The sequence below is a fragment of the Riemerella anatipestifer genome, assembly GCF_009932355.1.
GTDB lineage: Bacteria > Bacteroidota > Bacteroidia > Flavobacteriales > Weeksellaceae > Riemerella > Riemerella anatipestifer_E.
Window position 1 is genome coordinate 79,763 of the sequence record NZ_LEKU01000009.1, and the last position, 26,078, is coordinate 105,840.

A 26,078-nucleotide genomic window follows, 5' to 3' on the forward strand; every position below is an offset into this window, starting at 1 on the left:
CGTAACCGATGGCAAAAAAAACAATATTTACCGATTCATTCGGGAATTTATACTTTCTTAAAAGATTTATTATTTTCATTTTAGGGATAATATCTTACAGAAGGTTCAACGGATTTAATAAACTTAAAATATCAGGTACTGAACATTTGGTAGATTTACCAGAAAGTAATGTTTTGTTTGTATCTAACCACCAAACCTACTTTGCTGATGTTGCAGCTATGTATCACGCTTTTTGTGCCGTAAATAATGGTTATCATAATACGATAAAAAATCCTGTTTACTTACTTAATCCTAAAGTAGATTTCTACTATGTGGCCGCTGAAGAAACGATGAATAAAGGTATCCTTGCCCGAATTTTCAAATTAGCGGGTGCCGTAACGGTAAAAAGAACATGGCGTGCCGAAGGCAAAAATGTTAATCGTATGGTAGATATGAGTGAGGTAGAAAACATCATTAAAGCTTTGGATAATGGTTGGGTAATCACTTTTCCACAAGGGACTACCTCTGCATTTGCACAGGGAAGAAAAGGAACTGCCAAATTGGTAAAACAGCAACGTCCTATTGTGATACCTATCAAAATCAATGGATTTAGAAGAGCTTTCGATAAAAAAGGGCTTAAAATTAAAGTAATAGGCGTAGAACCAACTATGGAATTTAAACCTGCTCTTGACATTGATTATAAAAACGAGTCTGCACAAGAGATTTTACAAAAAATAATGGAAGCCATAGAGCAAACTCCAGAGCATAATATTCTCCACGAATATGATGAAGAACTAAAACGAAAACAAGAAGAAAGCCATGGCGAAGGTCATTAAAATTTACCCTGAAAATCCTCAGGAAAACCTTATAAAAGAAGTGATAAAAACCTTAGATAATGGGGGACTTATTATCTATCCTTCTGATACGGTTTACGCCTTGGGGTGCGACATCAATAATATCAAAGCTATGGAAAAACTAGCTTCTCTAAAGAAAACAAAACTAGAGAAAGCTTATTTTTCTATTATTTGTAACGATTTAAGTCATCTTTCGTCTTTCACTAAACCTATTGACAATTCTGTTTTTAGATTATTAAAAAGTCATATTCCTGGACCGTTTACCTTTATTCTAGAAGCTAATAAGAATTTACCTCTTTCTTATAAAGGTCATAAAACCGTTGGTATTAGAGTGCCAGACCACCCTATTCCGCAACTTATTGTAGAAAAATTAGGCCGTCCTATTGCTTCCACTTCTATAAAAGACGACGATGAAATTATAGAGTATTCCACAGACCCAGAACTTATCGCTGAAAAGTATGACCACTTAGTGGATATTGTCATTGATTCAGGCTATGGTGATAATGTGGCTTCTACTATTGTAGATTTAACTTCTGGCGTTGCAGAAATCATTAGACAAGGTAAGGGCGAACTCTAATATTTTTCGCCCCACTTTTTAGAAATTTGTTCTTTTATTTTTCTTTCGGTGGCATTATCTCCTGAACGATAAAAAGAAACTCCTGATAATTCTTCAGGAAGGAATTCTTGTGGTACAAAATTTCCCTCATAAGCGTGAGCGTAACGGTAATCTTTACCATAATCTAGCTCTTTCATCAGTTTTGTGGGAGCGTTTTTTAGGTGTAACGGCACAGGCAAATGAGTTGTTTTTTTCGCCAACGCCATTGCCTCATTGATGGCTTGATATGCCGAATTACTCTTAGGTGAAGCTGCTAGATAAATTACACATTCACTTAGAATAATACGAGATTCTGGATAACCTATAACATTAACCGATTGAAAACAACTATTAGCTATTGTGAGAGCATTAGGATTAGCCAAACCAATATCTTCTGCCGCCAATATCAAAAGTCGCCTTGCAATAAATTTAATATCTTCACCTCCTACTAACATTCTTCCCAGCCAATACAAAGCAGCATTAACATCGCTCCCTCTAATAGATTTTATAAAAGCTGAAATCACATCATAATGTTGCTCTCCATTTTTATCATAAACGGGAACGGTTTCTTGTAAAACTTTCAAAATAGCCTCATTAGATAACTGATTTTGTCCAGAGCCTTTATACTGATTAAGCACCCACTCTACCGAATTGATGAGTTTTCTAGCATCACCACCCGAATATTGTATAAACCCCTGATTATCTTTAATAACAAAATCTGTATCTTCATCTTGATTGAAACGAGCGACCGCAATAGTAGCTAATTCCTCCAATTTTTCGTAGCTCAATGGTTTCAAAATATAAACTTGAGAACGAGACAATAATGCCGAAACCACCTCAAAACTAGGATTTTCAGTAGTTGCTCCTATCAAAACTATCCAACCTTTTTCCACAGCGTGAAGCAAAGAATCCTGTTGTGATTTGTTGAATCTATGGATTTCATCTATAAATAAAATAGGAGGTTTACCAGAGAATAAGTGTTGTTTTTTAGCATCATCTATCACTTCTCTTACCTCTTTTACCCCACTAGAAACCGCAGAAAGTTTAAAAAATTTTCGTCCCGATTGCTCCGAAAGAATTTCTGCTAAGGTAGTTTTACCCGTTCCTGGAGGTCCCCATAAAATCAGAGAATTAAGTCGGTCGGTATCCAACATTTTTCTTATAGTCCCATCTTTACCTGTAAGATGCTCTTGACCAAGCATTTCATCTAAAGTTTTGGGGCGTAATTTCTCTGCTAAAGGGATATTTGAATTCAAAGTATGAGGTATTAAAATTATTTAAACTAGAAACAAAATTAAACTAATTTTCATTTTTTTAGTCTATTTTTGCAATGTTTTGAAAGTAAATTTTAATAACATATTGATTTTCCCTTTGGTAATTCTCATCAAGTTTTACCAAAATGCCATTTCTCCTTGGTTGGGAAATAATTGTCGCTATCAGCCCACCTGTTCACATTATATGCTACAAGCTCTAAGAAAGCACGGACTTCTAAATGGATTCTGGCTAGGCATAAAAAGAATTGGGCGATGCCACCCGTGGGGAGGAAGTGGCTACGACCCTGTACCAGAAAAGAAACACAAAATAAACTAAAAGCATAATGACACAATTTTTATACACCACATGGGACCCATCTAAAGGAATAGAATTAGGCAATTTTTTCACTATTCACTATTACAGTCTAATGTTTGTTTTAGCATTCGGCTTAGGCTTTTTAATTATGAAAAAGTTTTTCAAAATAGACGGTGTAGATGAAAAATATTTAGAACCTCTATTCACATGGACTTTAGTCGGTACTATCTTTGGGGCGAGGTTAGGGCATGTTATTTTTTATCAGCCCGAACTTTTTAAGGAAGATTTTTGGTCAGTTTTTCTACCCATTCGTACGCAACCTAGCTTTGCCTTTACAGGTTTTTCTGGACTTGCAAGCCACGGAGCTGCCATTGCACTTATACTTACCACGCTCTATTACAGTTTAAAAATCATCAAAAAAAATCCGTTTTGGGTATATGATAGACTAGGTATTGTAATTGCCTTAGCGGGGGTTTTTATTAGGATAGGAAATTTTTTCAATTCAGAAATTATCGGAAAACCAGCCCCAGAGGGTTCTCCTTTTGCCGTATTATTCCCTCAACAAAGTATGGAATACGGTGCGATAGTCCCTAGATACCCTACACAATTATTCGAGTCTTTCGGCTACCTATGTCTATTTATTTTACTCATTTTCTTATACTTTAAAACCCAAAAGAAATATCAGCAAGGGTGGTTATTCGGTTTATTTTTGGCTCTCTTGTGGGCAATAAGATTTACTGTAGAATTTTGGAAAGAACCACAAGGCGATGAGTTTATCCAATTTGCAGGACTTAACACAGGGCAAGTTTTATCTATCCCATTTATGATAGCTGGAATAGCCATTATGTTTATATCAAAACGATTTAAAATCAATAAATAACATCAGTTTTAGGTTATATCTATTTAAATATTCTTTTAATTTTAAAAGAAATACTACTTTCGATATTCATAAAAAATAAAATCAGGGTAGTTTTAAGGTCTTATTAAAGCCTGTTTTAATTTAACGGAATTTCGTTATTTTTGTGGAAATTTTCGTAAAAGTGGTTACATTAGATCAAGTAAAAAACATCAATCAAAGAGTATCAGACCTTCACAAATATCTTCAAATCGATAAAAAAAAGTTAGAAATTACAAATGATGACGAAAAAACTGCCGCTCCAGAATTTTGGGATAATCCAAAGGAAGCAGAAGTTTTTTTGAAACAACTTAGGTCTAAAAAAAAATGGGTGGAAGATTACGAAGAAATCCATACAGGCTTGGAAGATTTACAAGTTTTACTTGAGTTCGCTAAAGAAGACTCCGACAGTGCACAAGAGTTAGAAACCGCCTACCCTACTCTACTAGAAAAAGTAGAAAACTTAGAGTTTAAAAACATGCTTTCCAACGAAGGCGATGAACTTTCTGCCGTACTCCAAATTACTGCTGGGGCTGGTGGTACAGAATCTTGCGATTGGGCGAGTATGCTAATGAGAATGTATCTAATGTGGGCAGATAAAAACGGATATAAAGTAAAGGAACTCAATTTCCAAGAAGGTGACGTGGCTGGTGTGAAAACCGTAACATTAGAAATAGAAGGAGAATATGCCTTTGGATATCTTAAAGGGGAAAATGGAGTGCATCGTTTGGTGAGAATTTCTCCATTTGATAGTAATGCTAAAAGACACACTAGCTTTGCATCGGTTTACGTTTATCCACTAGTAGACGATTCAATAGAAGTCAACATCAACCCTGCCGATATTAGTTTTGAAACCATGCGAGCTTCTGGTGCAGGTGGACAAAATGTAAACAAAGTAGAAACTGCTGTACGACTAAGACACGCTCCAACAGGAATCATTATAGAAAACTCCGAAAGTAGGTCTCAACTACAAAACAAAGAAAAGGCTTTACAACTCCTCAAATCTAGGCTTTACGAGATAGAGCTTGAAGAGCGAATGAAAGCTAGAAACGAAATAGAAGCCAATAAAATGAAAATAGAATGGGGCAGCCAAATCAGAAACTATGTGATGCACCCTTATAAATTGGTAAAAGATGTAAGGTCAGGACACGAAACTTCTGATGTAGACGCTGTAATGAATGGAGAAATCACACCTTTTATAAAAGCCTACCTTATGGCAGACGGCACAGCCACTACAGATAACGATTTAGAATTATAAAATTTGTTAAATCTCTTTATAGATAGGACTAAAAAGAATTTAATTAAGTATTTTTGTGCATCAAGTAAAAAATAAATATGGATCATTTTGAAAGTTGGAAAGACCTCCTAAATCCTGAATTTTATATCAAAATGGGAGGATTTTGGTTAGTGTTATTTATCATATTTGCAGAAACAGGACTTTTTGTAGGGTTTTTCTTACCAGGAGATAGTTTACTTTTCATCTCCGGCATTTATGCCGTTCCTATGATTACGGAAACTTTTGGTATCATTGAAAGTGATTTCTTAAGCACCGTTATATTAGCTAGTGCCATTGCCATTGCTGCTATTTTAGGAAACATGGTAGGCTATTGGTTTGGTAAAAAAAGTGGACCTGCTTTATATGAAAGACCAGATTCTTTCCTTTTCAAGAAAAAATATCTTTTTAAAGCTCACGATTTCTATGAGGAACACGGCAGAATAGCCATTATAGCGGCTAGATTTTTACCCATCGTGAGAACCTTTGCACCTATTGTAGCTGGTATCGTGGGAATGGAAAAAGGCAAATTTATGCTTTACAACGTCATTGGAGCTATTGCGTGGTCATTTTCACTTATTTTTGCAGGGCACTATTTGGATAAACTATTTTTGGAGCAGTTTGGCATCGATTTAAAAAGACATTTGGAAATAATAATACTGTTTATTGTAGTCATTACAACAGCACCTGTAATTATTAAAATGTTTTTCGGAAAAGATAAGAAGCAAGACAGTATCTAATTTTATCATAAAAATTTGATAACTAAAGAGACGATAGACAAAATTTTTTCCGCCATACGAGTGGAAGAAATTGTAGGTGAGTATGTTCAACTCAAAAGAGCTGGGTCTAATTATAAAGGACTAAGCCCCTTTGTAGATGAAAAAACACCTAGTTTTATTGTGTCTCCTTCCAAGCAAATTTGGAAGGATTTTTCCTCTGGAAAAGGAGGTACTGCTATTTCTTTTTTAATGGAGATAGAGAATTTCAGCTATCCCGAAGCCCTCAGATTTGCCGCAAAAAAATACGGTATTGAAATTGAAGAGCACCAAAGAGAGCTTACCGAAGAAGAAAAAACAGCCCAAACCGAAAAAGATTTACTCTATAAAATACACGAAGTAGCCAATCATTATTATCAAAAACAAATTTGGGAAACCGAAGAAGGTAAAAGCATTGGTTTATCTTATTTCAAAGAAAGAGAGTTACGAGAGGATATTATAAAAAAATTCCAGCTAGGCTACTCTCCTATTCAAAAAAATGCCTTCACAGAATATGCTATTTCTAAAGGCTACACCAAAGAGATTTTAGAAAAATCAGGATTATCCATCTTTACAGATTATGCTCCTGATGGCGTAGACCGTTTTAGAGAAAGGGTTATATTTCCTATCCATAGTTTTTCTGGAAGAGTATTGGGGTTTGGAGCTAGAATTTTAAAATCTAATGTTAAAACTGCCAAGTATCTCAATTCTCCTGAAACAGAAATTTATCATAAATCTAATGTTCTCTATGGGCTTAACCAAAGTAAACAAGCCATTTCTAAACAGAATTTATGTTTACTAGTAGAGGGCTATATGGATGTGGTAGCACTGCATCAAGCAGGGATAGAGCATGTAGTAGCGAGTTCTGGGACAGCACTTACCACAGAGCAAATTAAACTCATTAAAAGACTTACAGAAAATGTAACCATACTCTTTGATGGAGATGCTGCAGGGATTAAAGCCAGCTTTAGAAGTATAGATATGCTCCTTTCCGAAGGAATGAATATCAGAGTATTGCTTTTCCCTGATGGGGACGACCCTGATTCATTCTCTAGGAAACACCCTAAAGAATTTGTAGAAGATTTTATACAAAACAACGCCCAAGATTTCATCAATTTTAAAGCTGAAATTCTACTCAAAGATGTAGAACACGACCCTATAAAAAAATCCGAAGCTATTAGAGATATTGTAAAATCGGTGGCATTTGTCGGGAATGTTTTAAAGCAGGAGATTTACCTTAAAGAAATTTCTAACAAGTTTGGGCTTTCGGAACAGAGTTTATTTAACGAGCTAGGCATACAACAACAGGTTAAAGAACAGCAACATTTAACACCTAAAAAAGCTACACCTCAGCCACAACCTAAGCTGGAGGTTATTACTTCGGACTTTACTAAAGCCAACACCGCCCTACTCTACTTGGAAGAGCAAATGGTAGAACTGATGTTAAAGTATGGAAATTATATTATTGAAATGAAAGATGCCGAAGATAAAGTTTACCAAACTACCGTTATTGAAGAAGTAATATGCCGAATGGAAGAGGATAATTGTGAAATACAATCTGAAACCAACAAGAAAATCATCAACGAAATAAAACAAGGTATCCAAACCAATGAACTGAGGTCAGAGCGTTTTTTCATTACTTTAATGGATGAAGAAATTACCAATAAAGTAGCCAATGCTTTAGTAGAGCCTTATCAGCTAAGTGATTGGAAAAAACATAACATTTACCTTCTACCAAAAGAAAAATCTATCAATAAATTGGTTGCTGATACCATCTATCGCTATAAGCGAGAGTATATTATGAAAATGATAGAGGATTTGAAAAATACCGAAGCTGAAGATAAAACAGAGATTTATCAAAAAATAATCAAACTAACGATGCTAAAAAACACTATAGACCAAAAATTGTTTCGTGTTTTATGACAGAATGACTATTTTTACCACTTAAAAAAACTTCGGGTACAGTATTGGTATTTGAACTTGAAAATAAAATATAACACAATATGGATATTAAAAAGGAATTTAGAGATTTTTCGGTAAAGCACCTAGGAAATAATGGACTAGCTACCGACCAATATATGGGGACTTTTAACCCAACCAACCTTACACCATACATTATGGAGGAACGCCGTATGAATGTAGCACAAATGGACGTTTTTTCTAGATTGATGATGGATAGAATCATCTTTTTAGGTACTGGCATAGACGACCAAGTGGCAAATATTGTAACGGCTCAGCTTTTATTTTTAGAAAGTGCAGACCCTACTAAAGATATTCAAATTTACATTAACTCTCCTGGCGGAAGCGTATATGCAGGGCTAGGAATTTATGATACGATGCAAATCATTAAGCCTGATGTAGCTACTATCTGTACGGGTATGGCTGCTTCTATGGGAGCCGTGCTTCTTGTAGCGGGTGAAAAGGGTAAACGCTCTGCTCTTAAACATTCTAGAGTGATGATACACCAGCCTAGTGGCGGAGCTCAAGGTGTGGCTAGCGATATGGAAATCAACCTTAGAGAAATGCTTAAGCTGAAAAAAGAGCTTTATGATATTATCTCTGAACATTCTGGACAATCTTATGAATGGGTTGAAAAATCTTCTGATAGAGATTACTGGATGACCTCTGAAGAAGCTAAAGAATTCGGAATGATAGACGAAGTTCTAGCTAGAAAATAAATAAAATGATAAAACATAAAACCCTAGAAATTCTAGGGTTTTTTCTTTCTTACTCAGTGGCTATACTTTTAGTTTAATTTCTGTATACTATTATTTCGCCACATTTTTAAAGCAAAGTCTTTGATTTCTTTTGAGGCTTTTGATAAGTTTTCGTCGAATTGATACTCGCCTTCCTCAAGCTTGTCTTCACCAGCCATTAGAGTAGCGTGTCCCCTTAAAGCATATTTCTGTTTGTCTTCATACATAATAATTTTCATCACATCTGGACTAATATCCGAAGTACACAACATGGAATACATCGTCCAAATTTCGGCGATTATAGGGCATAAATAGAAATATACAAATAACTATAAATAAAAAAAGCCCGAAAAAAGACGATGAATAAAGGCTTTACGGAGAAAAAAGCCTAAAAAATAAAAATAAACGAAATGTACAGAAACTACCATTTACTACCATTTTATTACCATTGGCATAGGCTTTAATTTCTCTTTTAAGGGCAATAACTACCATTACCGTATAGAAAACCCCGTAAAACTACCTTAAACCTAATAAAAACGCCCCTTTTGGGGCTTTTTTTATACCTTGTACTGAATGAATACGGAACCATATTGGTGGCATTAACAAGATGGTTAGCGGTATGCTCAAAAACCAATTTGAAATGTACAAAAATAGTATTGGGTGTAACTATGGGTGCAATCTTGGGTGTAATCTCAACAACATAAAAACATACTGAAAATACCCCCAATTTGCATAATTTTAAACAAAAAAAACATAAAAACACACTGAAAACAACCCTAATTTGCAAAGATATATGTATTTAAGTTGTTGATTATTAACGATATATTGTTTTTATAGGTTACATTTTCACCCATACTACCCAGATATTACCCCGCCGCTCTATTTTGTAGCTGTTTTTGAATGGCATGGTTTTCTTGCTCTAAGCCGTTGATACGCTCTTGCAATTGTTTTATTTCTTGGTGTAATAACCTGTTTTCTTCTAATAATTCCACCTGTTTACGCAATAGCTCTACCTCCGTATTATTGCTATAATCACTTTTACCCTCTGCCGCTATTAGCGGTGGGGTTTGCTCTGTAGTGTAACCTTGAGGCTGTTTAAACATCTCTCCCTTGCCCGTAAATACCCAAGTTGGTTTCAATAGAGGGACTTTATTCATTATATTATCTAATAGGCTTAAAGGAGTTTTTCGATTCGCTGATATGACCTCCATTAAAAACATACTATCTACTCCAATAAATTTTGCGAATTTATCAAAGTCCATTCCTAATTTATTGCATATTTCAGCTATTCTAAGCCCAACCCTCTCAAGAGCTTCTTCACTATGAACCTTAGAAACATAATTATCCCCTAAATCGTATTCATACCAGTTCGGAGGCTCTAAATGACTAATTTCTTTCAGCATCTCTCCTCTTCCTGTAAGGAGCCATTCTGGATTAATTTCAGGATATTTGGAAACTATTTTTGCTAAAATATCTGAACTTAAGGCTTTTTCTTTTGCCTTTCCTTTGAAATTTCCATATGTAACACCTAATTCTTCAAAAAATTTTTCCTTTGTAAATCCCTTTATATCAGTATAATAAAGTATTCTCTCTTTAATATTGGTAAAATTTGTTTCCAATTTATTTGTTTTTTAGTAAAAATAGTTTCTATATTTGTCCTGACAAATAACACTAATAGGACAATGGACAAAAGTAAGAATAAAAAATATAAGTATAACCAAAGTATTATAAAAGAGTTGGTTGTTGCTTATGGAGTTACAGAGTCATCTGTACGAAAAGCACTTAATGGCGACCGCACTAGTGCGACTTCCGAAGCCATAAAAAAGGACTATTACAAGGCTAAAAAAGCCCTTGAAGATGTTACTAAAGCTGTATTGAGCAATGTTATAAATCAATAAATATGAAAAAACTTATACACAAAATATTCTGCTACACCAAAAGAATAGTGCAGGATATGGACACAAAACAAACGCAAATAGCAACCTACTACTTGCTATTTGGATTAGTTATCAAAATAACCTATAAATCTATATAATATGAAAAAGAGGCACCGTAATTTATCGGCACAGCAGTTAGTGGATTGTTACAATACAACAGGTTCAACTTTGGGTTGGAGACCTCTCAGTACGGAGCAAATAATACAAGCAAACGAAAGACTACGCGATACTATCGTTTATCGTTGTCAGAAAAACTTTGAGGTTTTGAACCAAATAGAAATCAATATTAATCAATATGGTATTCAAAATGACAATCCACTGCCGTCCTATCACAAAAATTTAGAAAAGCCGACTGCAAAAACTCAATCCGACGCCAAACGGTCTGAAGTTTTACCGCTTGAAAATAAAGTTCTATCTGAAGTACGCCATCTTCGTAAGCAGATGCAACAGGTATTGTTTCACTTGAACTCCAAGACAGAGCGGGAAAAATTTCACTCGCAGAAAAGACTCCCAAAAGACGAAAAGGCTCGCCTAAAGAACTTAGAGGAGGCAGTATGTGGTCTTGTAAGTAGTTTAGACCATCAACTCCTTCCATATCTGGAGCAGATAGATACACATAAAAAGTAACCTTCATATCACTATCATTTAAAGTTTAGCAACGCAAATATAGTGAATCTCCCGAAAAGCATACACCGTGAGGCGGGTACACGGCGGGAACTAAAACCCTTGGCACAGCGTGAATAAGAGCCCGCTTGACGGCTCGGAAAGACGAGCATTTTTAAAGAAAAACAATGAACACAGCAACACCATACGAATATCACGACGGCAAACTGGGCGTAAAGGTCCTTTGGCTGATAAGCGATGAGCGTGGGAAAAAGAAAAAACGCCCGCAGAGCTTATCCCTTATTAAATACCGTTCGCTTTCGCACCGTATGAATAGTAAAACTTGTACAGAAAAGCAGTTGCGTAGAGCTTCTTTGGGGTTTGATGCCTTAGTTCAGTTTGACAGCCTTTGTGTGGCGTGGCGTGATGCCCTTACAATGAAATTTCCTAAGCCTAAAGAACAGGCTAAGAAAGATTTCTTTGCTAAACACTACGAAGCCGACCGCCAAGCCTTTGATTTCTTTTGTGCCCATCGCTTTGGCGAAAATGACGAGCGAAAGCTGGAGCCGGAAGTGATAGAGCTATACACCTACAATGCTTCGGTTCTTAATGCGGTTATCACTTGTAAAACTAACCGAAAAGCCTACATAAAAGCCCTTGGTGCAAGTGTAGGGGTTACAATATGGGAGAGCTTAAGCAAAGATGTTAATTCTTTTAACGAAGTACCCCACGATTTACCAACCACGCCCGACTCTTTGAGATATAAAGTTAATAAATACCTCAAAGAGGGGTACGAAAGTATCATATCGAAAAAATACGGCAAACGCAATAGAGCAAAAATTAAGAAATCTGAGCAGTTTATTTTGATTGAAGAGTTACTCAAAAAGCATCAAAACTTAAATAACGAGCAGATTGCCGACCATTACAATACGGTGGCAAAGGTGGTAGGTTGGGACACTATTACTGCTGGAACTATTGCCAACCACCGCCGAGAGCTGGAGCTATACACTTATGCGGGGCAGAGAGGTTTGGTAAACTTTGACCATAAAAAAGCGATGCAAGTGAAACGCAAACGCCCAAGCCTACCGATGTTGTATTGGACAGTGGATGGTTGGGATGCTGAGTTACTCTACCAAGCAGAAGTAATCAATAAAAAAGGACAAAAGGTAAAAACTTATCATAACCGTTTAACGATGGTTTTGGTTCTAGACCCATTTAATGATTATCCAGTAGGTTATGCGATTGGCGAAGCCGAAAATCCTTCGCTTATTCGCGAGGCAATAGCGAATGCGGTAAATCACACCAAAAAGCTATTTGGAAACCGATATAAACCTTACCAGTTCCAAGCGGATAACTACCAAAAAAAGCATTTAAAAGAGACCTATGAGGCAATAGCGAAGCACTTCACACCTGCACGAGTGAAAAACTCCAAAGCTAAAGTGATAGAGCCATTTTTTAAACATTTTAATGAAAAACACTTCCAAAAGGAAATGGCTCCCAACTGGTCGGGGCATAATGTGAACGCTAAAAAAGAAAATCAACCGAATGATGAGTTTCTGAATATGATACGCCGTCAGTTTCCAGATGAGTTAGGAGCAAGAATGCAAATTATTAACGCCATAGAGAAAGAAAGAAAAGAGAAGGTACAGGCGTATATGGAACATTGGGCTGAATTACCCGAAGAGGACCGTATCCCATTTGCGACCAACGCATTTTTGAGAGCTTATGGGCAGACTACAGGCTACACCAATAAGCTACAAGGTAGTGGTATCACGGCAACTATTAACGGCGAGGAATACTACTTTGATAGTTTCGACCAAAATTTCAGGAAATACGCCTATGTAGATTGGTGTCTGTACTTCGACCCTTCGGATATGAGCGAAGTATTAGCCGTAAACGCCGAAAGCCACCACGGGCGATTGGTAAAAGTGATTGATACGATTGAGTTTATGCTTGAAGAGAAATATATACAACCAATGGCACTCTACGACAGAAAAGAAGGCGATGCTGCAGCGCTACAAAAGGTATTTGATTTCAATGACAGCCTCAAAGAAGATATTATCGAACGAGGCGGACGAAATAGAGAAGTCTTGCAGGAGTTGTTTATCCAAAATCCAAAGCTAGAGGTACTTCAGAAGATGCTTATTACTGATAGTAATGGACAGCACAAAGACCAAAAGAGAGCTGAACGGCTGCAAGAGCCTAAACCTCGCCCTCTGAAACAGATTGAAAAATTTGATGATTACGAAATCATAGACGATGTGGCAACAGATTATTAAACAATATTTAAAACCCTTTTAAAAATGAACCGAAATAAACTCATACAGCACATAGAGCTTTGGAAAGCTAAACTGGGAAGTTACTCCAAAGTGGCTCAGAAATGTGGCATCAGTGTAGGTACATTGAGCACTATTATGGCACGTAAATACGGCGCCGATGAAAGCAATATGCTAGGTAAAATAGCCGCGGCATTAGATTATAAGGACTCTAAATGGACGATTGTTCGTACCATTGGAAACTACCGTCGTATCGCCCAAGCTGTTGAGGACGCAAAAACCGAAAAGATGTGGTTTGCCGTATCTAATAAGGCAGGAAGTTGTAAAACAGTAACTCTTGAAGATATCTACAACCAAGACACCACGGGAAGTGTTGTTCTTATTCAGGCAGAAGAATGGTCAGCCCGTCAGTTTTTAATGCAACTAATAGCCAAAACAATAGGTATAGTGGCATTGAAGGGAGAATATAAAACCAATAGTGAATTGTTGCAAATGGTGGCTGATTACTTCAATGAACAAGTATTTAATGACCCTATATTACTAATAGATGAAGCTGACAAACTCCGCCCTGCCGCGCTTCGTTTGTTTATTCCTTTGTTTAATAAGACAGAAGACCGTCTCGGGGTTGTTATTAGTGGAACGGAAAATCTGCAAAAGGAAATCCGCCAAGGAGTACGCCTAGCCAAAAAAGGTTATGACGAGATAGATAGCCGTATCGGTCGCTCTTATATAGAACTAAAAGGAGCCACGGAGAAAGAAGTGTACCAAATCTGCGAAGCTAACGGAATTACCGATGAATTGACGCAGGAGTCAATTTGGAATAGAGTAGAAAAGATAAAAAAAATAACCACCGTTAGAACTAAAACGGGAACTAAAGAAAAAATGATAGACTATGCGGAAGACTTTAGAAGGATTAAGAGGTTGGTTAAAAGGGAAGTACTACTTAAAAAAAGAGCAAAACAATGAAATTAAAGCAGGTATTAACCGTTGCAAATATCCAAAACACCAAGATAGAACGCCTGCCTTTTGAGGGCGTTTGGTACGAGGCATTTGGACGACCACAAAACAGAGGTGTTTGGTTTGTTTGGGGAGGTTCGGGAAGTGGTAAAAGTACCTTTGCGATGCAACTGGCGAAAGTCTTGGCAGAGTGTGATAAAACTTTTTACGACTTACTAGAAGAGGAAACAGATGATAGCGACTTTGTTGATAGAACGGAGCTCTGCAAAATGCAAGATGTAGCCGATACATTCAATGCACAAAAATTTACCTTAGAAGAATTAGATTTATACTTATCCAAAAGAAATAGTCCTAAATATGTGATAATAGACTCTGTACCTTATTTCTTTAAATCTTGGGACGAATACATGGTATTTAAGAAGAAATGGGCAACCCAAAAAGTACTCGTCTTTATCGGACATGCAGAAGGTAAGAATCCGGCTGATAAACTGCAAACACGAATAATGTACGATGCAAAAATGAAAATTTTTGTAAGCGGTTACCTCGCTACCTGTAAAGGTAGAACCATAGGTCCTAATGGCGGTAACTACATTATTTGGAAAGAAGGCTACGAAGCCCTTGTAGGAAAAGAAAACTAAATAATAACAATATGAACAAAATACTAGACATACTCGCATTCGACACTCTTTACGGAGGGCTTACTTGGGGAGACAGGCTCATACTCCACGGGTACAACTCTGGAAAAGGAACAGAGTTTCCTGCTCCCTATAAAGCTGTGAGAATAAGCCGCTTTATCGACCAAAAGAAATGGCAAGCTCCCGCAATGAAATATATGAAGGACGATGTTGTCCTTTATGTAGAAGACCTAGAAAATATGCAATGGCTACCGATAGATAAGTATATAGAAAAATTTCCCAATCCATTAGAAAATGAAAAGTTTTAACAACTATCAATTTGAATTTAGAAAATATCAACAGAAGCAAGACGCTAAAGAAGCCTTGAAAAAAGCCAAAGAGTTAGAAGAACATAGAAAAAGACAACAGCAATGCAAGAAAGTATAGGAAATGAGTTTTTCCCCCCGACGGAGGAGGAACTCAACGAAATCATCGCCGAGCTTAAACGCAGGCTAGAAGATGAAAGCTACGAAGAGGAGTGGGTGAAAATCCACGAAGAGTTAATGTACAGAGAAAAACAATTAAAAGAAACAATAAAAAATAACGAGATATGAAAGAAAAATTTGCAATTCTACACGATACTGAAAAACACGGACAAATCCTCATAACAAAGGAATATGATTTAGAAGATAAAATCTATAAGATAAACTATCAATTTGAATTAGAAGGGGTCATGCCAGTATTTAGTCTTAATATAAAATCAAGAAAAAAAGCTAATAAGGTATTCAAAGAATTAGAAAATAAGGAAACTGCTATAAGTGAAATAGATAAAATAATAATAGCAATACAATGAGTAAAGAGCAAAACAAAAATAAAGTACCGCTAGCCTCACACAAGACTATAATAAGGCTAGACCGAAACTTCCATATCTATGTACACGGCGACCGTAAAAAGATAGAGCAAGGAAAAGACGAAAAAGGCAAATACTATAAAATTTACTTTAAAGAGGAAAGCTAATCATTAACCCTAAATATTTAAAACAATGAAAGACCTATCAAGCCTAACAGCGGAGGAACTCCAAGCAGAACTTGACAGACGAAACCAAGAAAAATCGGAAGACAGACGAGCCTACAAAGAGTTAGTAAACAAAGAACTCGTCCAAATAATTGAACCTTTGAAAGTAGTAGAAATGCATCTTCGTGAAGCGAAACTATATGTATTTGAAAGCCTAAAAACCCTATTAGACCTCAAATCTAAGGCTTACGGTGTGAAAGACACACAGCAGTCGCACACCTTTACCGATGATAAAGGCAATACCATTACTTATGGCTTTAGGATAATTGACGGTTGGGATGATACTGTTACCGCTGGAATAGACAAAGTAAGGGAGTTTATTTCCTCTCTTGCAAAAGACGAAGCCACAGGTAAATTAGTACACGCCGTGAACCAACTGCTTAAAAAAGACGCAAAAGGTAATCTAAAAGCATCAAGGGTTTTAGAACTTACTAAACTGGCAGAAGAATTTAACGACCTGAATTTTACCGATGCGGTAAACATTATCCGCCAGTCGTACAAACCGCAACGCTCGGCGTTCTTTATTGACGCCAGCTATACCGATGCCCAAGGTAAAAAGGTTAATATTCCGCTGTCTATTTCGGCAGTGGACTTCCCCGAGGGGACGGATATAGACAGCCTTTTTCCCGTACACGAAAATTATAATAAACAGTAAAATCAAATAAAAAAACAATGAATACAAAAGGAAATAAAATGACATCGTATGATGCTAACGAGCAAAACCCATTTACAAAGCAAGTAAGAAGACAAGTGTCAGACTTGATAGATGACTTGGAGATATTAAGAGGTGCTGGAAAAAATAAAAATATAACCCCCGCAAGCAGCGAAAAACAACGCCTTATTTCTATCGCTCAAACCAAACTGGAGGAGGCATGTATGTTTGCTGTAAAAGCAATTTATGCAGAATAAAAACCATCTTCCGCACTGGCAGGCACCGATGTTCGAGCCATCGGGCGGAGCAAATACTAAAAAATTAAATAGATGATACTACCTTTTTCAACACAATTAAACGGAAAGCCAACTTATTTTGTAGAAAAAATCCACAAGGGATTAAGTATTTTAAATGTGGCTTTAGACCCAAAAGAACATTATCCAAATAACTATGATTTTAAATTAAAGGATAAATTTCAGCCCAAAATTCACACCATTCGAGAAGATAAAAACAATCGTTGGGAGAAAGGTGTGATGATAGATTTCTTTATAAACTCGCGAACAAAAGATATGTTTAGTTTCGCTCCAAGCCTTCCTGTGAAGGCTGTGCAAGATATTTACATGTCCTATGCGTTTGGCGACATTATAGAAATTTCAATAGAAGATAGATATATATACGATTTTAGGGAAAAAGAACAATTGGCAATTAATGACGGCTTTGATAATTACAAAGCATTTTTTGATTACTTCTATCCCATTATAACCTCAAAACCAAACAACTTCTTTAGTGGAAAAATAATACACTGGACGGATTTTAAATACTAAAATTATGGCAACAATAAAGAAACTCCAAACATTATTCTCTAAAAAAGGCTTCAACAGGGACGAAAGGCACGAGGTCATCTACGAGTTCACGAATGGCAGAACCTCTAGCAGTAGAGAATTAAACAGACAAGAGTTGATAGACCTCTGCAATGCCTTAGAGGGCATCAAAAAGAGCAAAACGCAACTCGTCAGCGCCTGTCTTTCTATCTTAGAAAGCGAAGGAATCCACCGCCCAAATGAACCGCTATTGGAAATAACGGAAAAAGGAGCGAAGCCCAATCCTTTTGGGCATCTCAATAGGTGGATGCTAGAAAGGAGCATTTATAAAAAACCTTTGGCGTTCCACTCCGTATCAGAACTAGAGGTGCTTCTAAGACAGCTTCACAAGTTGGCAGATAACAATAGAAAAGCATCCAAAACTTTCGGAAATAAAGCCTATTGGCATAAGGCTAACAAACTTAAAAATTTGAATTAAATGACAAGAATATATATTGTAGTAGTATTTTTTCTAATGCTATCTTACGCTTGGGGAAATGTAACAAGGACAGAATTGTTGCTATCATTCATTTTAATACAACAGAGCTGTTTTTTTTGGGAGTTTAAAAAAACAAAATCGAACAAATGAAAATCCAAATAAAAATAGAGCAGGAAACGCTCCAACTGCTCAATAGACTAATGGGAGATTATGATTTGTTGGCAAAATCTTTGCCGAAAAGTAAAACGGGACAATCTATAATGATAGAGCTTCGAGATATTCTGTTCAAAAAAGGTATTTCTTCTTTCGCCAATGACACAAAAAAAGCATCTAAAATAACAATGAGATACCACACCGTTGAGTGCCTTTATTTGTGGATAAAATATACACAAGAGAGTGCCCAAATTGGAGCCTATGAAAATAACAAGTTGGAAATTTTAAAAAATCAAATCCACCCCTCAATAATTCAATAATATGAGAGAATATATCGCTTTACACAAGAAAAGTTCCCGAAAAATTTATTTTAAGTACAGCTTTTTAGGTGTTTTAGAAGAACTAAAACTGTACGGCGAAAAATACACGGAGGAACAAGTGAAATGGGTATTACAAAGTACAAGAATGCCATTTACAGAATCTCAAATGTTGTTTTTATGCTCTAATAAAAAGTTAGATTTCGACTATATGCCAATGCCTACAGATTTGAGTTTTGAAATTTTCTGGAACCTCTACGGCTACAAAAAAGGCAAAATAGCTACTACCCAAAAAGCGTGGAATGCCTTGTCCGATGCAGACAAAATAGAAGTTCTGCTCTATATACCTAAGTTCAAAGAAACGAAAAAGATAGATAAAACGGCTATGCCGTACCCTTCAACCTTCCTCAACCAAAAATACTGGTTGGCGGATAAAATTTAATCTTATGATAAGAACGATATTTAAACAGCCAAACCTCATAAATATACAAGTAGATACTCATGTGCCTCAGTCCGACATTTTAATATTTCTAATGATAAGAGGCTACGAAATAAAACCGTATGTCTATAGAGAACCTGCCGAAAAGGGATTTTTAATAGACGAGCCACCTTTTGAGTGGCACACCTTCACGGCAACAAAAGAAGGAGAAGCACAAAGCAAAGATAATTTATTTTTAAATGTCTTTGAAAAGGAGGTTAAAAAGCTTTTAAAAGAATTTATGAGTTTTTAATCCAACCGCTTGGAACTTCCGAGCGGTTTTTTTTATTTTTGAGAAGTTAAAAAAATATTAGTTATGAAAATAGATTTATTAGCTAGCTTTAGCGTAGTACAAGAGGACGACATTAACAAAGCAACAGAACTTTTCTCCAGTTTTTTTGTAGAGGGCGAAAAAGTAGAGCTTGCGTACACACACGCTCGTGATAAAGTAGTATTTACTAACAAAAGATTAATCTGTTATGATGTTCAGGGGCTTACAGGTTCTAAAAAAGAATTTAGATTTTTCCCGTATTCAAAGATAACTTCATTTTCCGTAGAGACGGCTGGACTTTTTGACGGCGATAGCGACTTTAAAATGTGGGTATCCGGTGTAGGTGTATTTGGGATTAAGTTTAGTAAAAAAATAGATATAAAGAAAATAGGAGTATTTTTATCAAATAAGATAATCTAGTAAAAAACAATTGAATCAAAAAACGCCAGTTTGCTTGGCGTTTTTTTTTGCTTTAATTTTGCGATATGACACGAAGACAACGCTTACACTTACGCAACCAAAAAGTTAGAAAACTTTTCGAGGAGGTTTCTATAAAGCATCCTCAGTGGCGTATTGATGCCGTAATTACAGAAGTTGCTGAGCGTGTTTTTTTATCAGAGCGAACGGTAGAGGCTATATTGCGAGGCGAGGGTTGTTATTCCGAATAAATTTGTATATTTGCATAAGGTACTTAAAGTTCGCGAGGTAAAAGTCAAGAATATGTCAGTACATAAAAAAGCAACTCATTACGAGTTGCTTTTCACATTTATAACCTTTCCATTTTTAATAATATACACATTGGTTATTTTAGGAAAAGTTTTAAACTTTCTAACGGCTTCTATCTCCACCTCTTCTATAGATAAAGGAGAAGCATCTAAATCAAAAACGATACATTCACAGCCTTGCTCGTTAGCAGAGCGATAAACATTTCTAAGGTTTTTAACTTTAGAGGTTTCAACAGCCTTTCTTTCTGCTATTTTTCCTAATATTTCATATTCTGGGTTTTTAACTTTGAACATAATATCAGGGTTCAAGTGCGGTCTTATTTTCACAGGTATTCCTAGCTCTTTGGCTAATATCTTAGCCGTAGCTATATTGCTAGATAAATCTTTTTTATCTGCAAATGGACTTACCTTAACGGTTGCCCCATTTTTAGCTTTATAAATTGTTTTATAGGGAGCCAATAACTTAGATTTTTCTAAGAGAACTTTACTTTCTCTAATCACCTTATTAAACATTTCTATGCTCCATGCAGTAATCTTTTCTATCATTTCTGGATTAAATCCTCCAGAAGTTAGATAGGCGGAAGTCGAAAATATTTTACCGCTCAATGCTGGGTTGTTAGCAAACGCCTCTTTTATTAGTGGTTCTACCTTAGCATATTCACTTACGGGCTCATCGGTGGGTACTACATAACATCGGCAACCCCAATCATTAGGAGGTAGGTGTGTCTTCCAAAATTCGTGTTCTACAGGTAATATCAAACCGTCCCACGCTTGGTGTTTTTCACGCACTCGCTTATCTCCAATGGTCCTATATTGCAGGTTAGGATAAAGGTGCTTGTTAGCCAAATACTTTTGGTATTTTCCTGCTTGAGTGGCAATGGCTACGGTTTGGTCGTATTCTGTTTTCAACCATCGGCGGTTGTATTCAATATTCAAATCATCTGCCTTTTGCTTAAACTCTCTCCAGCTAAGTTCCCTACCATTATCAGTTAGCAAGGCTTCTAATTGATTTCTAAAACTCGTCTCTTTAAAAGCTGAAAACTCGGCAATATTTCGTTTGAGCGATAAAGCAAGCTCTTCGCTGTAATGTTCTAAGGTGGGCGAATAGCCAACATCTACGGCATTACTTAACTTATCATAATAGTACCGCCATAGCTTCTCTCTTTGCTCCTCGCTGACTTGTCGCTCATTAAATGCCTCACGAATATAATCTTCAATTAGCCTACTCAAACCTGTATCATGATTCTGCTTGTTGAGTGTGATAGGCTCACTCCCACAACACTGGGTGCGATAGTGTAATTTGAGTAGGCTTAGGGCTTTTTTGCCTCTTGCTGTTTTGGATCGTTCGTGCTAATATTCGCAGTGTTCTGCGTTGGCATAGTTTCAATCTCTACACCGTAGGTCTGTTCTATGTAATCCTTTTTAAGTATATAACCGTTGCTTAATAATACACCATCTACCTCTATTTGTTCTTTAGGGTCAGTAGTTTGCTCTATTTGTATTTTGGCATTTTCTGGAATGTTATAGCCTAAATTACGCATCGCAGGCACTAACTTGTTATTGAGAAACGCCAACATTTTTTTGTTGTCGGCATAGATGACCTCTTTGAGTGTATTTTCGTGTACGCCACCTTGTGCCTTACTACTGCCATTTTCAGTAGTCATTGTTTGGTGCAGAACCAATTTAGAAAGCTCTTTGTCTAAGGCTTCAATTTTTCTATAAAACACTTGGAAAGCGTCGGACTTGCTGTTTTCTTTGATGTCTATTTCCGTTCCGATAGGAAACACACCATAAGGAGCCGACCCCATTTCTTCTAACCACCCAGCCACTTCATTTTTAACCGTGTCCGATTGCGAAGCTATTTTAGCAATACGAATAGGAACTCCAAACAGCTCTTCGAACTCGTCCCAGCTTCCCCAAGAATGGCGTTTTAGAATACAATACACCGCCGCTTTTTCTAATAGTCCAACGGGGCTATAAAACTGAGCGAAAAGTAATACATCGGACACCTCTCTAATATCTATACCCTCATTGGCGTCCCAATCTTTTAAAAGTAAATGACGCTCTGGTATAATAAGCCCTCTATCAATGAGCTCTACCTCTTTAATTTCGCCTTTAGCGAAGTCTTTAATCCAAATTACAGAGTTACCGTGATAAATACTTTCGTGTGCCCATTTAATAGTATTTTCAAACCATTCTTGGTCTTTGATATAGTTGGTCAGTTGGTCGTCTTTAATGCCGTCAATGGCAAAAATGAAGTCGTTATTTACTACTCTAAGGGTACGGTTCTCGGTTACTGCCGTGAGGTGCCCGTCCAATAAAATATCCTGATAGACCTCTTCCATAGGATAAGTGCGTGGGAACTCTGGCTGATACCTGGCGTATCTTGCACTTTGCCAGTGGTTAATTTCCATACGCCAAAGCCTTCGCTGTCGGCGAATAATATCAAGCATTAGCTGGGTTACTTTAGCCACATCTTGTGTATTGTTTTTATTGAGGTGCACACTTTTTTTCAAGGCGTTACCTTTTAGCTGAATGCCCCTGTCGGTATATCGTTTTTTGGTTTTGCTCATTGTTTGAATATTTTGTCTAACTCTTTTGTTACTTTAGTCTCAATGTTTTTGCTCAATGTTTTTGATTCTCCCATAAATTGGCGTTTAGGCATTCCGTCCAAACCTTCGTTATGCCTTTTCGCATAGTCTTTAGGTGTAGAATAGACTACTCTATCCTTTTCTTTTTTTGTGTTTATAGAGTGTCTTAATTTATTGCCACCGCTTCCGTGTCCTGTTAAAATAGGGCGGTCTTTAAGTTTACTGCCATAACGGTTTAGAGCTCCCATTTTACCCACTCGGTTGGTTCGGTAGCGGGTAATATCTCGCCCTCGCTTATCGGTTGTTTTTCGCTCTTTCCAAGGCTGTGGTCCTCCATCATTAAAACCTTCGTCTTCAAAGTTTTTTTGAATAAACTTTTCGCCCTCTATTGCTATAATGTCGATTATATCATTTTGTACAAATTGGGCAACTTCATTGAGCTTGGCTTGTAGGTCTCTTAAATCTTTTCCCATTATTTTTCATTTTTATATCTGCCAGCGGTGGCTCACTGTTACCAGTGGTTTCTGTAGGTTTTTCTACTACCTAATTTCATAAAAGGGCTTGGCTTATCGGGTACGCCATCGCCATCTATATCGACCATTTTTTTAGGCAAGTCTGCTTCAATAGTTCCCCTTGCTATTTTCTCTAACCAAAGCATTGCCTCGTCGTATCGCGTCTTTGCTACCTCGTTCATGTTTTTCGTTCTACGGATATAAATTTCGTGTATCACTATATCTTTGAGGTATTTTAATAAGACCTTTGGGCGTTCGTTCTCTTCTTTTTCAAATATGGCGGTGGTGTCGTAATATTTGAATAGATACGACTTCATAAGGTCAATACTCTCTGCAATGATTTCCTCTACTATGCTATTATCGCCATTAGTTATTAAATCAATTACCTCACGGGTAGCGACGGTTTTCAGTTCATCTATTTTTAAAAACATTTTCAAAAGCGTTTAAATGTTATTTTTTTAGGTTGATACGGATACTTAGTTTGTTTGTATATCAATGTTGAAAAAGTCAGACGATAGCTCATAATACCGTCTTCATTGATTTGCAATTCATCCTCTCCTGTTTGTTGTAGTGGCTTGAATTGTTCGCCGTTTAGGAACTGCAACGCATCGGTAATACTGTCCAATATATCCAACTCCATTAGTCCGTGTTCAGGGTCGGTGGTTCCCAAATGCTGGTCCGTCCAGCCGTCTTTACAATAAAAATCAATATGCACCTCACAACTGCCCTCTTGTCCGTGTTCCGTCATCGTTTCATAGCGGATAGGCATTACTTGGATGAGTGCTGCAGTCCATATTTCAGGGTAGTTTTTTTTAGGATTATCAAATTGCCCTCGTTGTAGGTCTATCAGTTCTAAGCCCCGCACATTTGCAAGGGCTTGTTTTATTTTTACAAAAAGTTCTTTTCTTACGGTCATTGCTTTTTACTTTTAAAATTGCCAGCGGAGGCTCTCGCTTATACTCTTCGTTTTTTATTTCGTTTGCCGATGAGAGGCTTTCCGCTTCCTTCCGCTTTTGAATACCCGTAATAAAGTTGAGCTAACGCTACGGCTCGCTCTAAGGTGTCGGGAGCATCGTCATTACTTGTTGTTCCCTTTTCAAAAGCCAATACTTGCTTCATAAAAGCCTCATAATCTTTCTCGTCTTTTAGTTTTTCGTCCCAAAACAAGAGTTTGCGAGTTAGGATATTCCGCAGGGTTGCCTCTATTCGGTTATGCTTGTCGCCTTGCTGGTGCTGTGGAGTGGGAACATCCGTACAATCGTTATCCTCTGCCGTTTGCAAAATAACCGGCGAATATACGGCTTGTTGGGCTGCAGTGGCATCGTAAAATGATAAAGGTGTATAGCCTTTTTGTTTATACTTAAAAATCCAAGAAAAATGCATTTCCATTGCCGAATTGATACTACAACGCTGACAAAAAGTCTCCAATACCGTCAAACGCAAGCCTTGTACACCGATTAGAACTCCTGCTTTATAGTCGCCATTGGAAGTGTAGGATAAATCCCAATGTACTAAAAAGCCGTCCCAAACTTCCTTGTGGTGTACTTTTCGATGGATGATTTCTTTCGCTTTAAAGAGTTTACCCTCTTCAATTGGATTGTTGAAATCCTCCCGTTGGGAAGTGTAATAATCGTCGTCTTCTATAATATCAATAACCTCTTGTTTGGTATATCGCTCGTCCCAACTAGGTGTCCAATCTTTCACATCTTTGTAATTGTCTTTGGTGATGTTTTTAGTAGCTAAATCCACTCGGCTTAAGTCAAAATGTTTACTTTCTTTGAAAGCATTCATCATAAAGTCAAGGATGCCGTCTTTTACGATGTAGTTATTGGGTACGATTAAGCGACCACGCTGTTTGTGAAAGGCTTTTTTAAGGTCGCCTGTAATCTTTTCGCCATACTTTCGCACCATATCTTGGCGTTTGGCTCTATCTCGATCCTCGCAGTCGTCCACGCTGGCAAAGTCAGGTCGGTATTGTCCAAACCTTAGACCTCTAAACGGTTGGTTCAATCCTAACGCTTTGAAATATTTGCCATCTTTGGTTTGAAACTCGCCATCAGCCCAGTTGCCATAGCTCAATTGAACTCCAAAGTCTTTAATAATTCTTTCATTGCTTTCTAAATGTACCTGTAAATCGGAAAGCAATATTTTAGAAAGATTTTCATTCGCACCAATAAGAATAGCAAAAAACAATTCGTTGTTTTCTTTCAGGTGCAAAATGTTCCCTACATTGGTATGGATAGACTTCGCCGCACCACGGAACCATTGTCGGAACTGGCGTATCTTTCTATCGTGAAAAACTTTCTCATAGCTACTTTGATGAAACTTGGCACTGGGGGCATCTGCCAAAGGCAAACCACTATTCACTCCAAAATAGTAATCGAAAAATTCCACATAATTCTCAGGTTTCAATAGGTATTGGATACGCTCTTGTTGTTGGTCTACACTTTCTTTAACCAACGACTTCGTCGTTAGTTCCTTGACCATTTTAGAAAGCCTAAAATACCGCTCTTTTGCCTCTTTGAGTTCTGTTTTAGTCATCTTGTAACAATTGTGTTATATAGGCGTCAAAGTATGGTCGTATCGTCTTTATAAGATCCAATAGCTCCTCTTGCGTTTTACCCTTTGCTTTACCTGCTTTATTAAGCATATATTCCGTAAATCCGTCCACACTTTCCATGGTGTAAACAGCTTTCTTTCGGCTATCGGTAATGCGGTCAAAAGCGGCGACTATCTTAGAAATATCATCGGCTTTATAAGGCAAGGGTTCTCCTTTTTGAATTGCTAACGCACATTGAAGGGTTAGGCGTTTCATCACACTAGGTTTAATGCTTGAGAGTTCTCGTTCTTCTTCCCATTTATCCTCCTCTGCCCAATTACTAAGGGTTTTTTGGGTTACTCCTAATATCTTGGAAATATCTACATACGAAAAGCCCGAGGCGTATAATTGTCGCCCTTGGCTCTGCTTTTCGATACGGTCTTCTCTTCGTAGTCTTGCCATAG

At 37.1% G+C, this 26,078-nt stretch carries 36 protein-coding genes and 1 pseudogene; 26 read left to right on the forward strand and 11 right to left on the reverse strand.

Features of this window, described 5'->3' with window-relative positions; genetic code table 11:
* Positions 1 to 8: 8 nt before the first annotated feature.
* Both GXW81_RS03950 and GXW81_RS03955 read left to right on the forward strand, forming a co-directional pair.
* Positions 9 to 815, forward strand: a complete 807-nt coding sequence (locus tag GXW81_RS03950; protein WP_161531273.1) for a 1-acyl-sn-glycerol-3-phosphate acyltransferase — start codon at positions 9 to 11, stop codon at positions 813 to 815.
* The gene (locus tag GXW81_RS03955) at positions 799 to 1,410 is read left to right on the forward strand and encodes an L-threonylcarbamoyladenylate synthase (protein WP_161531274.1); all 612 of its coding nucleotides are present in this window, start codon (positions 799 to 801) and stop codon (positions 1,408 to 1,410) included. Before GXW81_RS03950 ends, GXW81_RS03955 begins: the two co-directional genes overlap by 17 nt.
* Here GXW81_RS03955 and GXW81_RS03960 read toward each other — a convergent pair.
* On the reverse strand, positions 1,407 to 2,684 hold the full coding sequence (locus GXW81_RS03960; RefSeq protein WP_161531275.1) for a replication-associated recombination protein A: 1,278 nt from the start codon (positions 2,682 to 2,684) through the stop codon (positions 1,407 to 1,409). The genes GXW81_RS03955 and GXW81_RS03960 overlap by 4 nt on opposite strands.
* A 79-nt stretch (positions 2,685 to 2,763) precedes the next feature.
* Here GXW81_RS03960 and yidD point away from each other — a divergent pair, with 79 nt between their 5' ends.
* The 6 genes from yidD to clpP all read left to right on the forward strand — a co-directional run bounded on the left by yidD (position 2,764) and on the right by clpP (position 8,598).
* Positions 2,764 to 3,018, forward strand: coding sequence for a membrane protein insertion efficiency factor YidD (gene yidD / locus GXW81_RS03965; RefSeq protein WP_154136809.1), 255 nt, complete (start codon positions 2,764 to 2,766; stop codon positions 3,016 to 3,018).
* Positions 3,019 to 3,025: 7 nt separating this feature from the next.
* The gene (gene lgt / locus GXW81_RS03970) at positions 3,026 to 3,877 is read left to right on the forward strand and encodes a prolipoprotein diacylglyceryl transferase (RefSeq protein WP_161531276.1); all 852 of its coding nucleotides are present in this window, start codon (positions 3,026 to 3,028) and stop codon (positions 3,875 to 3,877) included.
* Between the two features lie 160 nt (positions 3,878 to 4,037).
* On the forward strand, positions 4,038 to 5,150 hold the full coding sequence (prfB, locus tag GXW81_RS03975; protein ID WP_161531277.1) for a peptide chain release factor 2: 1,113 nt from the start codon (positions 4,038 to 4,040) through the stop codon (positions 5,148 to 5,150).
* A gap of 77 nt (positions 5,151 to 5,227) precedes the next feature.
* Positions 5,228 to 5,905 (forward strand): DedA family protein, encoded by a 678-nt coding sequence (locus GXW81_RS03980; protein WP_161531278.1) that lies wholly within the window; start codon positions 5,228 to 5,230, stop codon positions 5,903 to 5,905.
* 15 nt (positions 5,906 to 5,920) lie between these two features.
* Positions 5,921 to 7,843, forward strand: coding sequence for a DNA primase (dnaG, locus tag GXW81_RS03985; RefSeq protein WP_161531279.1), 1,923 nt, complete (start codon positions 5,921 to 5,923; stop codon positions 7,841 to 7,843).
* A gap of 80 nt (positions 7,844 to 7,923) precedes the next feature.
* Positions 7,924 to 8,598 (forward strand): ATP-dependent Clp endopeptidase proteolytic subunit ClpP, encoded by a 675-nt coding sequence (clpP, locus tag GXW81_RS03990; RefSeq protein WP_004917707.1) that lies wholly within the window; start codon positions 7,924 to 7,926, stop codon positions 8,596 to 8,598.
* 68 nt (positions 8,599 to 8,666) lie between these two features.
* On the opposite strand, the gene GXW81_RS03995 is transcribed toward clpP, so the two are convergent.
* The gene (locus tag GXW81_RS03995; protein ID WP_409258622.1) at positions 8,667 to 8,918 is read right to left on the reverse strand and encodes a M949_RS01915 family surface polysaccharide biosynthesis protein; all 252 of its coding nucleotides are present in this window, start codon (positions 8,916 to 8,918) and stop codon (positions 8,667 to 8,669) included.
* A gap of 564 nt (positions 8,919 to 9,482) precedes the next feature.
* The gene (locus GXW81_RS04000) at positions 9,483 to 10,235 is read right to left on the reverse strand and encodes a hypothetical protein (RefSeq protein ID WP_161531280.1); all 753 of its coding nucleotides are present in this window, start codon (positions 10,233 to 10,235) and stop codon (positions 9,483 to 9,485) included.
* Between the two features lie 63 nt (positions 10,236 to 10,298).
* On the opposite strand from GXW81_RS04000, the gene GXW81_RS04005 reads away from it, so the two are divergent.
* On the forward strand, positions 10,299 to 10,514 hold the full coding sequence (locus GXW81_RS04005) for a hypothetical protein (RefSeq protein WP_161531281.1): 216 nt from the start codon (positions 10,299 to 10,301) through the stop codon (positions 10,512 to 10,514).
* A 325-nt stretch (positions 10,515 to 10,839) separates the two neighbouring features.
* On the opposite strand, the gene GXW81_RS04010 is transcribed toward GXW81_RS04005, so the two are convergent.
* A complete protein-coding gene (locus GXW81_RS04010; protein ID WP_161531282.1) occupies positions 10,840 to 11,187 on the reverse strand; it encodes a hypothetical protein in 348 nt (115 codons plus the stop codon).
* Between the two features lie 157 nt (positions 11,188 to 11,344).
* Between GXW81_RS04010 and GXW81_RS04015 the strand changes: the two genes are divergently transcribed.
* The 17 genes and pseudogenes from GXW81_RS04015 (at position 11,345) to GXW81_RS04090 (ending at position 19,915) form a co-directional block, all read left to right on the forward strand.
* On the forward strand, positions 11,345 to 13,435 hold the full coding sequence (locus GXW81_RS04015) for a hypothetical protein (protein ID WP_161531283.1): 2,091 nt from the start codon (positions 11,345 to 11,347) through the stop codon (positions 13,433 to 13,435).
* A 24-nt stretch (positions 13,436 to 13,459) separates the two neighbouring features.
* Positions 13,460 to 14,398, forward strand: a complete 939-nt coding sequence (locus GXW81_RS04020) for an ATP-binding protein (protein WP_161531284.1) — start codon at positions 13,460 to 13,462, stop codon at positions 14,396 to 14,398.
* Positions 14,395 to 15,027 (forward strand): AAA family ATPase, encoded by a 633-nt coding sequence (locus GXW81_RS04025; protein WP_161531285.1) that lies wholly within the window; start codon positions 14,395 to 14,397, stop codon positions 15,025 to 15,027. Before GXW81_RS04020 ends, GXW81_RS04025 begins: the two co-directional genes overlap by 4 nt.
* 11 nt (positions 15,028 to 15,038) lie before the next feature.
* Complete coding sequence (locus tag GXW81_RS04030; protein ID WP_161531286.1) at positions 15,039 to 15,332, forward strand: hypothetical protein; 294 nt, start codon at positions 15,039 to 15,041, stop codon at positions 15,330 to 15,332.
* The gene (locus tag GXW81_RS10480; RefSeq protein ID WP_260393538.1) at positions 15,319 to 15,450 is read left to right on the forward strand and encodes a hypothetical protein; all 132 of its coding nucleotides are present in this window, start codon (positions 15,319 to 15,321) and stop codon (positions 15,448 to 15,450) included. The genes GXW81_RS04030 and GXW81_RS10480 overlap by 14 nt, the downstream gene beginning before the upstream one ends.
* The gene (locus GXW81_RS04035) at positions 15,435 to 15,617 is read left to right on the forward strand and encodes a hypothetical protein (protein ID WP_161531287.1); all 183 of its coding nucleotides are present in this window, start codon (positions 15,435 to 15,437) and stop codon (positions 15,615 to 15,617) included. Before GXW81_RS10480 ends, GXW81_RS04035 begins: the two co-directional genes overlap by 16 nt.
* Positions 15,614 to 15,856, forward strand: coding sequence for a hypothetical protein (locus GXW81_RS04040; protein ID WP_161531288.1), 243 nt, complete (start codon positions 15,614 to 15,616; stop codon positions 15,854 to 15,856). The genes GXW81_RS04035 and GXW81_RS04040 overlap by 4 nt, the downstream gene beginning before the upstream one ends.
* 41 nt (positions 15,857 to 15,897) lie before the next feature.
* Positions 15,898 to 16,020 (forward strand): annotated as a pseudogene (locus GXW81_RS04045) (nucleoid-associated protein); the annotation flags it as partial.
* Positions 16,021 to 16,045: 25 nt separating this feature from the next.
* Complete coding sequence (locus GXW81_RS04050) at positions 16,046 to 16,732, forward strand: DUF3164 family protein (RefSeq protein WP_161531289.1); 687 nt, start codon at positions 16,046 to 16,048, stop codon at positions 16,730 to 16,732.
* 17 nt (positions 16,733 to 16,749) lie between these two features.
* Positions 16,750 to 16,986 carry a hypothetical protein gene (locus GXW81_RS04055; protein WP_161531290.1) on the forward strand — a complete coding sequence of 79 codons (237 nt, stop codon included), beginning with the start codon at positions 16,750 to 16,752 and terminating at the stop codon, positions 16,984 to 16,986.
* 72 nt (positions 16,987 to 17,058) lie between these two features.
* On the forward strand, positions 17,059 to 17,553 hold the full coding sequence (locus GXW81_RS04060) for a hypothetical protein (protein WP_161531291.1): 495 nt from the start codon (positions 17,059 to 17,061) through the stop codon (positions 17,551 to 17,553).
* Positions 17,554 to 17,557: 4 nt separating this feature from the next.
* Positions 17,558 to 18,028 (forward strand): hypothetical protein, encoded by a 471-nt coding sequence (locus GXW81_RS04065; RefSeq protein WP_161531292.1) that lies wholly within the window; start codon positions 17,558 to 17,560, stop codon positions 18,026 to 18,028.
* 146 nt (positions 18,029 to 18,174) lie between these two features.
* Positions 18,175 to 18,501 (forward strand): hypothetical protein, encoded by a 327-nt coding sequence (locus GXW81_RS04070; RefSeq protein ID WP_161531293.1) that lies wholly within the window; start codon positions 18,175 to 18,177, stop codon positions 18,499 to 18,501.
* 1 nt (position 18,502) lies between these two features.
* On the forward strand, positions 18,503 to 18,940 hold the full coding sequence (locus tag GXW81_RS04075) for a hypothetical protein (protein WP_161531294.1): 438 nt from the start codon (positions 18,503 to 18,505) through the stop codon (positions 18,938 to 18,940).
* Positions 18,941 to 18,944: 4 nt separating this feature from the next.
* Positions 18,945 to 19,229 (forward strand): hypothetical protein, encoded by a 285-nt coding sequence (locus GXW81_RS04080; protein WP_161531295.1) that lies wholly within the window; start codon positions 18,945 to 18,947, stop codon positions 19,227 to 19,229.
* Between the two features lie 63 nt (positions 19,230 to 19,292).
* On the forward strand, positions 19,293 to 19,667 hold the full coding sequence (locus GXW81_RS04085; protein WP_161531296.1) for a PH domain-containing protein: 375 nt from the start codon (positions 19,293 to 19,295) through the stop codon (positions 19,665 to 19,667).
* Between the two features lie 65 nt (positions 19,668 to 19,732).
* Positions 19,733 to 19,915, forward strand: coding sequence for a hypothetical protein (locus tag GXW81_RS04090; protein ID WP_161531297.1), 183 nt, complete (start codon positions 19,733 to 19,735; stop codon positions 19,913 to 19,915).
* Positions 19,916 to 19,993: 78 nt separating this feature from the next.
* Here GXW81_RS04090 and GXW81_RS04095 read toward each other — a convergent pair whose 3' ends face one another.
* The 7 genes from GXW81_RS04095 to GXW81_RS04125 all read right to left on the reverse strand — a co-directional run bounded on the left by GXW81_RS04095 (position 19,994) and on the right by GXW81_RS04125 (position 26,076).
* The gene (locus tag GXW81_RS04095; protein ID WP_161531298.1) at positions 19,994 to 21,202 is read right to left on the reverse strand and encodes a phage minor head protein; all 1,209 of its coding nucleotides are present in this window, start codon (positions 21,200 to 21,202) and stop codon (positions 19,994 to 19,996) included.
* 80 nt (positions 21,203 to 21,282) lie between these two features.
* A complete protein-coding gene (locus tag GXW81_RS04100; RefSeq protein WP_161531299.1) occupies positions 21,283 to 22,545 on the reverse strand; it encodes a DUF935 family protein in 1,263 nt (420 codons plus the stop codon).
* Positions 22,542 to 23,036 (reverse strand): phage morphogenesis protein, encoded by a 495-nt coding sequence (locus GXW81_RS04105; protein WP_161531300.1) that lies wholly within the window; start codon positions 23,034 to 23,036, stop codon positions 22,542 to 22,544. Before GXW81_RS04105 ends, GXW81_RS04100 begins: the two co-directional genes overlap by 4 nt.
* A 38-nt stretch (positions 23,037 to 23,074) precedes the next feature.
* On the reverse strand, positions 23,075 to 23,506 hold the full coding sequence (locus GXW81_RS04110; RefSeq protein ID WP_161531301.1) for a phage protein Gp36 family protein: 432 nt from the start codon (positions 23,504 to 23,506) through the stop codon (positions 23,075 to 23,077).
* A gap of 2 nt (positions 23,507 to 23,508) precedes the next feature.
* A complete protein-coding gene (locus tag GXW81_RS04115) occupies positions 23,509 to 23,991 on the reverse strand; it encodes a hypothetical protein (RefSeq protein WP_161531302.1) in 483 nt (160 codons plus the stop codon).
* Positions 23,992 to 24,029: 38 nt separating this feature from the next.
* Entirely contained in the window at positions 24,030 to 25,616 is a 1,587-nt protein-coding gene (locus GXW81_RS04120) for a hypothetical protein (RefSeq protein WP_161531303.1), read from the reverse strand.
* A complete protein-coding gene (locus tag GXW81_RS04125; RefSeq protein ID WP_161531304.1) occupies positions 25,609 to 26,076 on the reverse strand; it encodes a terminase gpP N-terminus-related DNA-binding protein in 468 nt (155 codons plus the stop codon). Before GXW81_RS04125 ends, GXW81_RS04120 begins: the two co-directional genes overlap by 8 nt.
* Positions 26,077 to 26,078 lie beyond the last annotated feature (2 nt).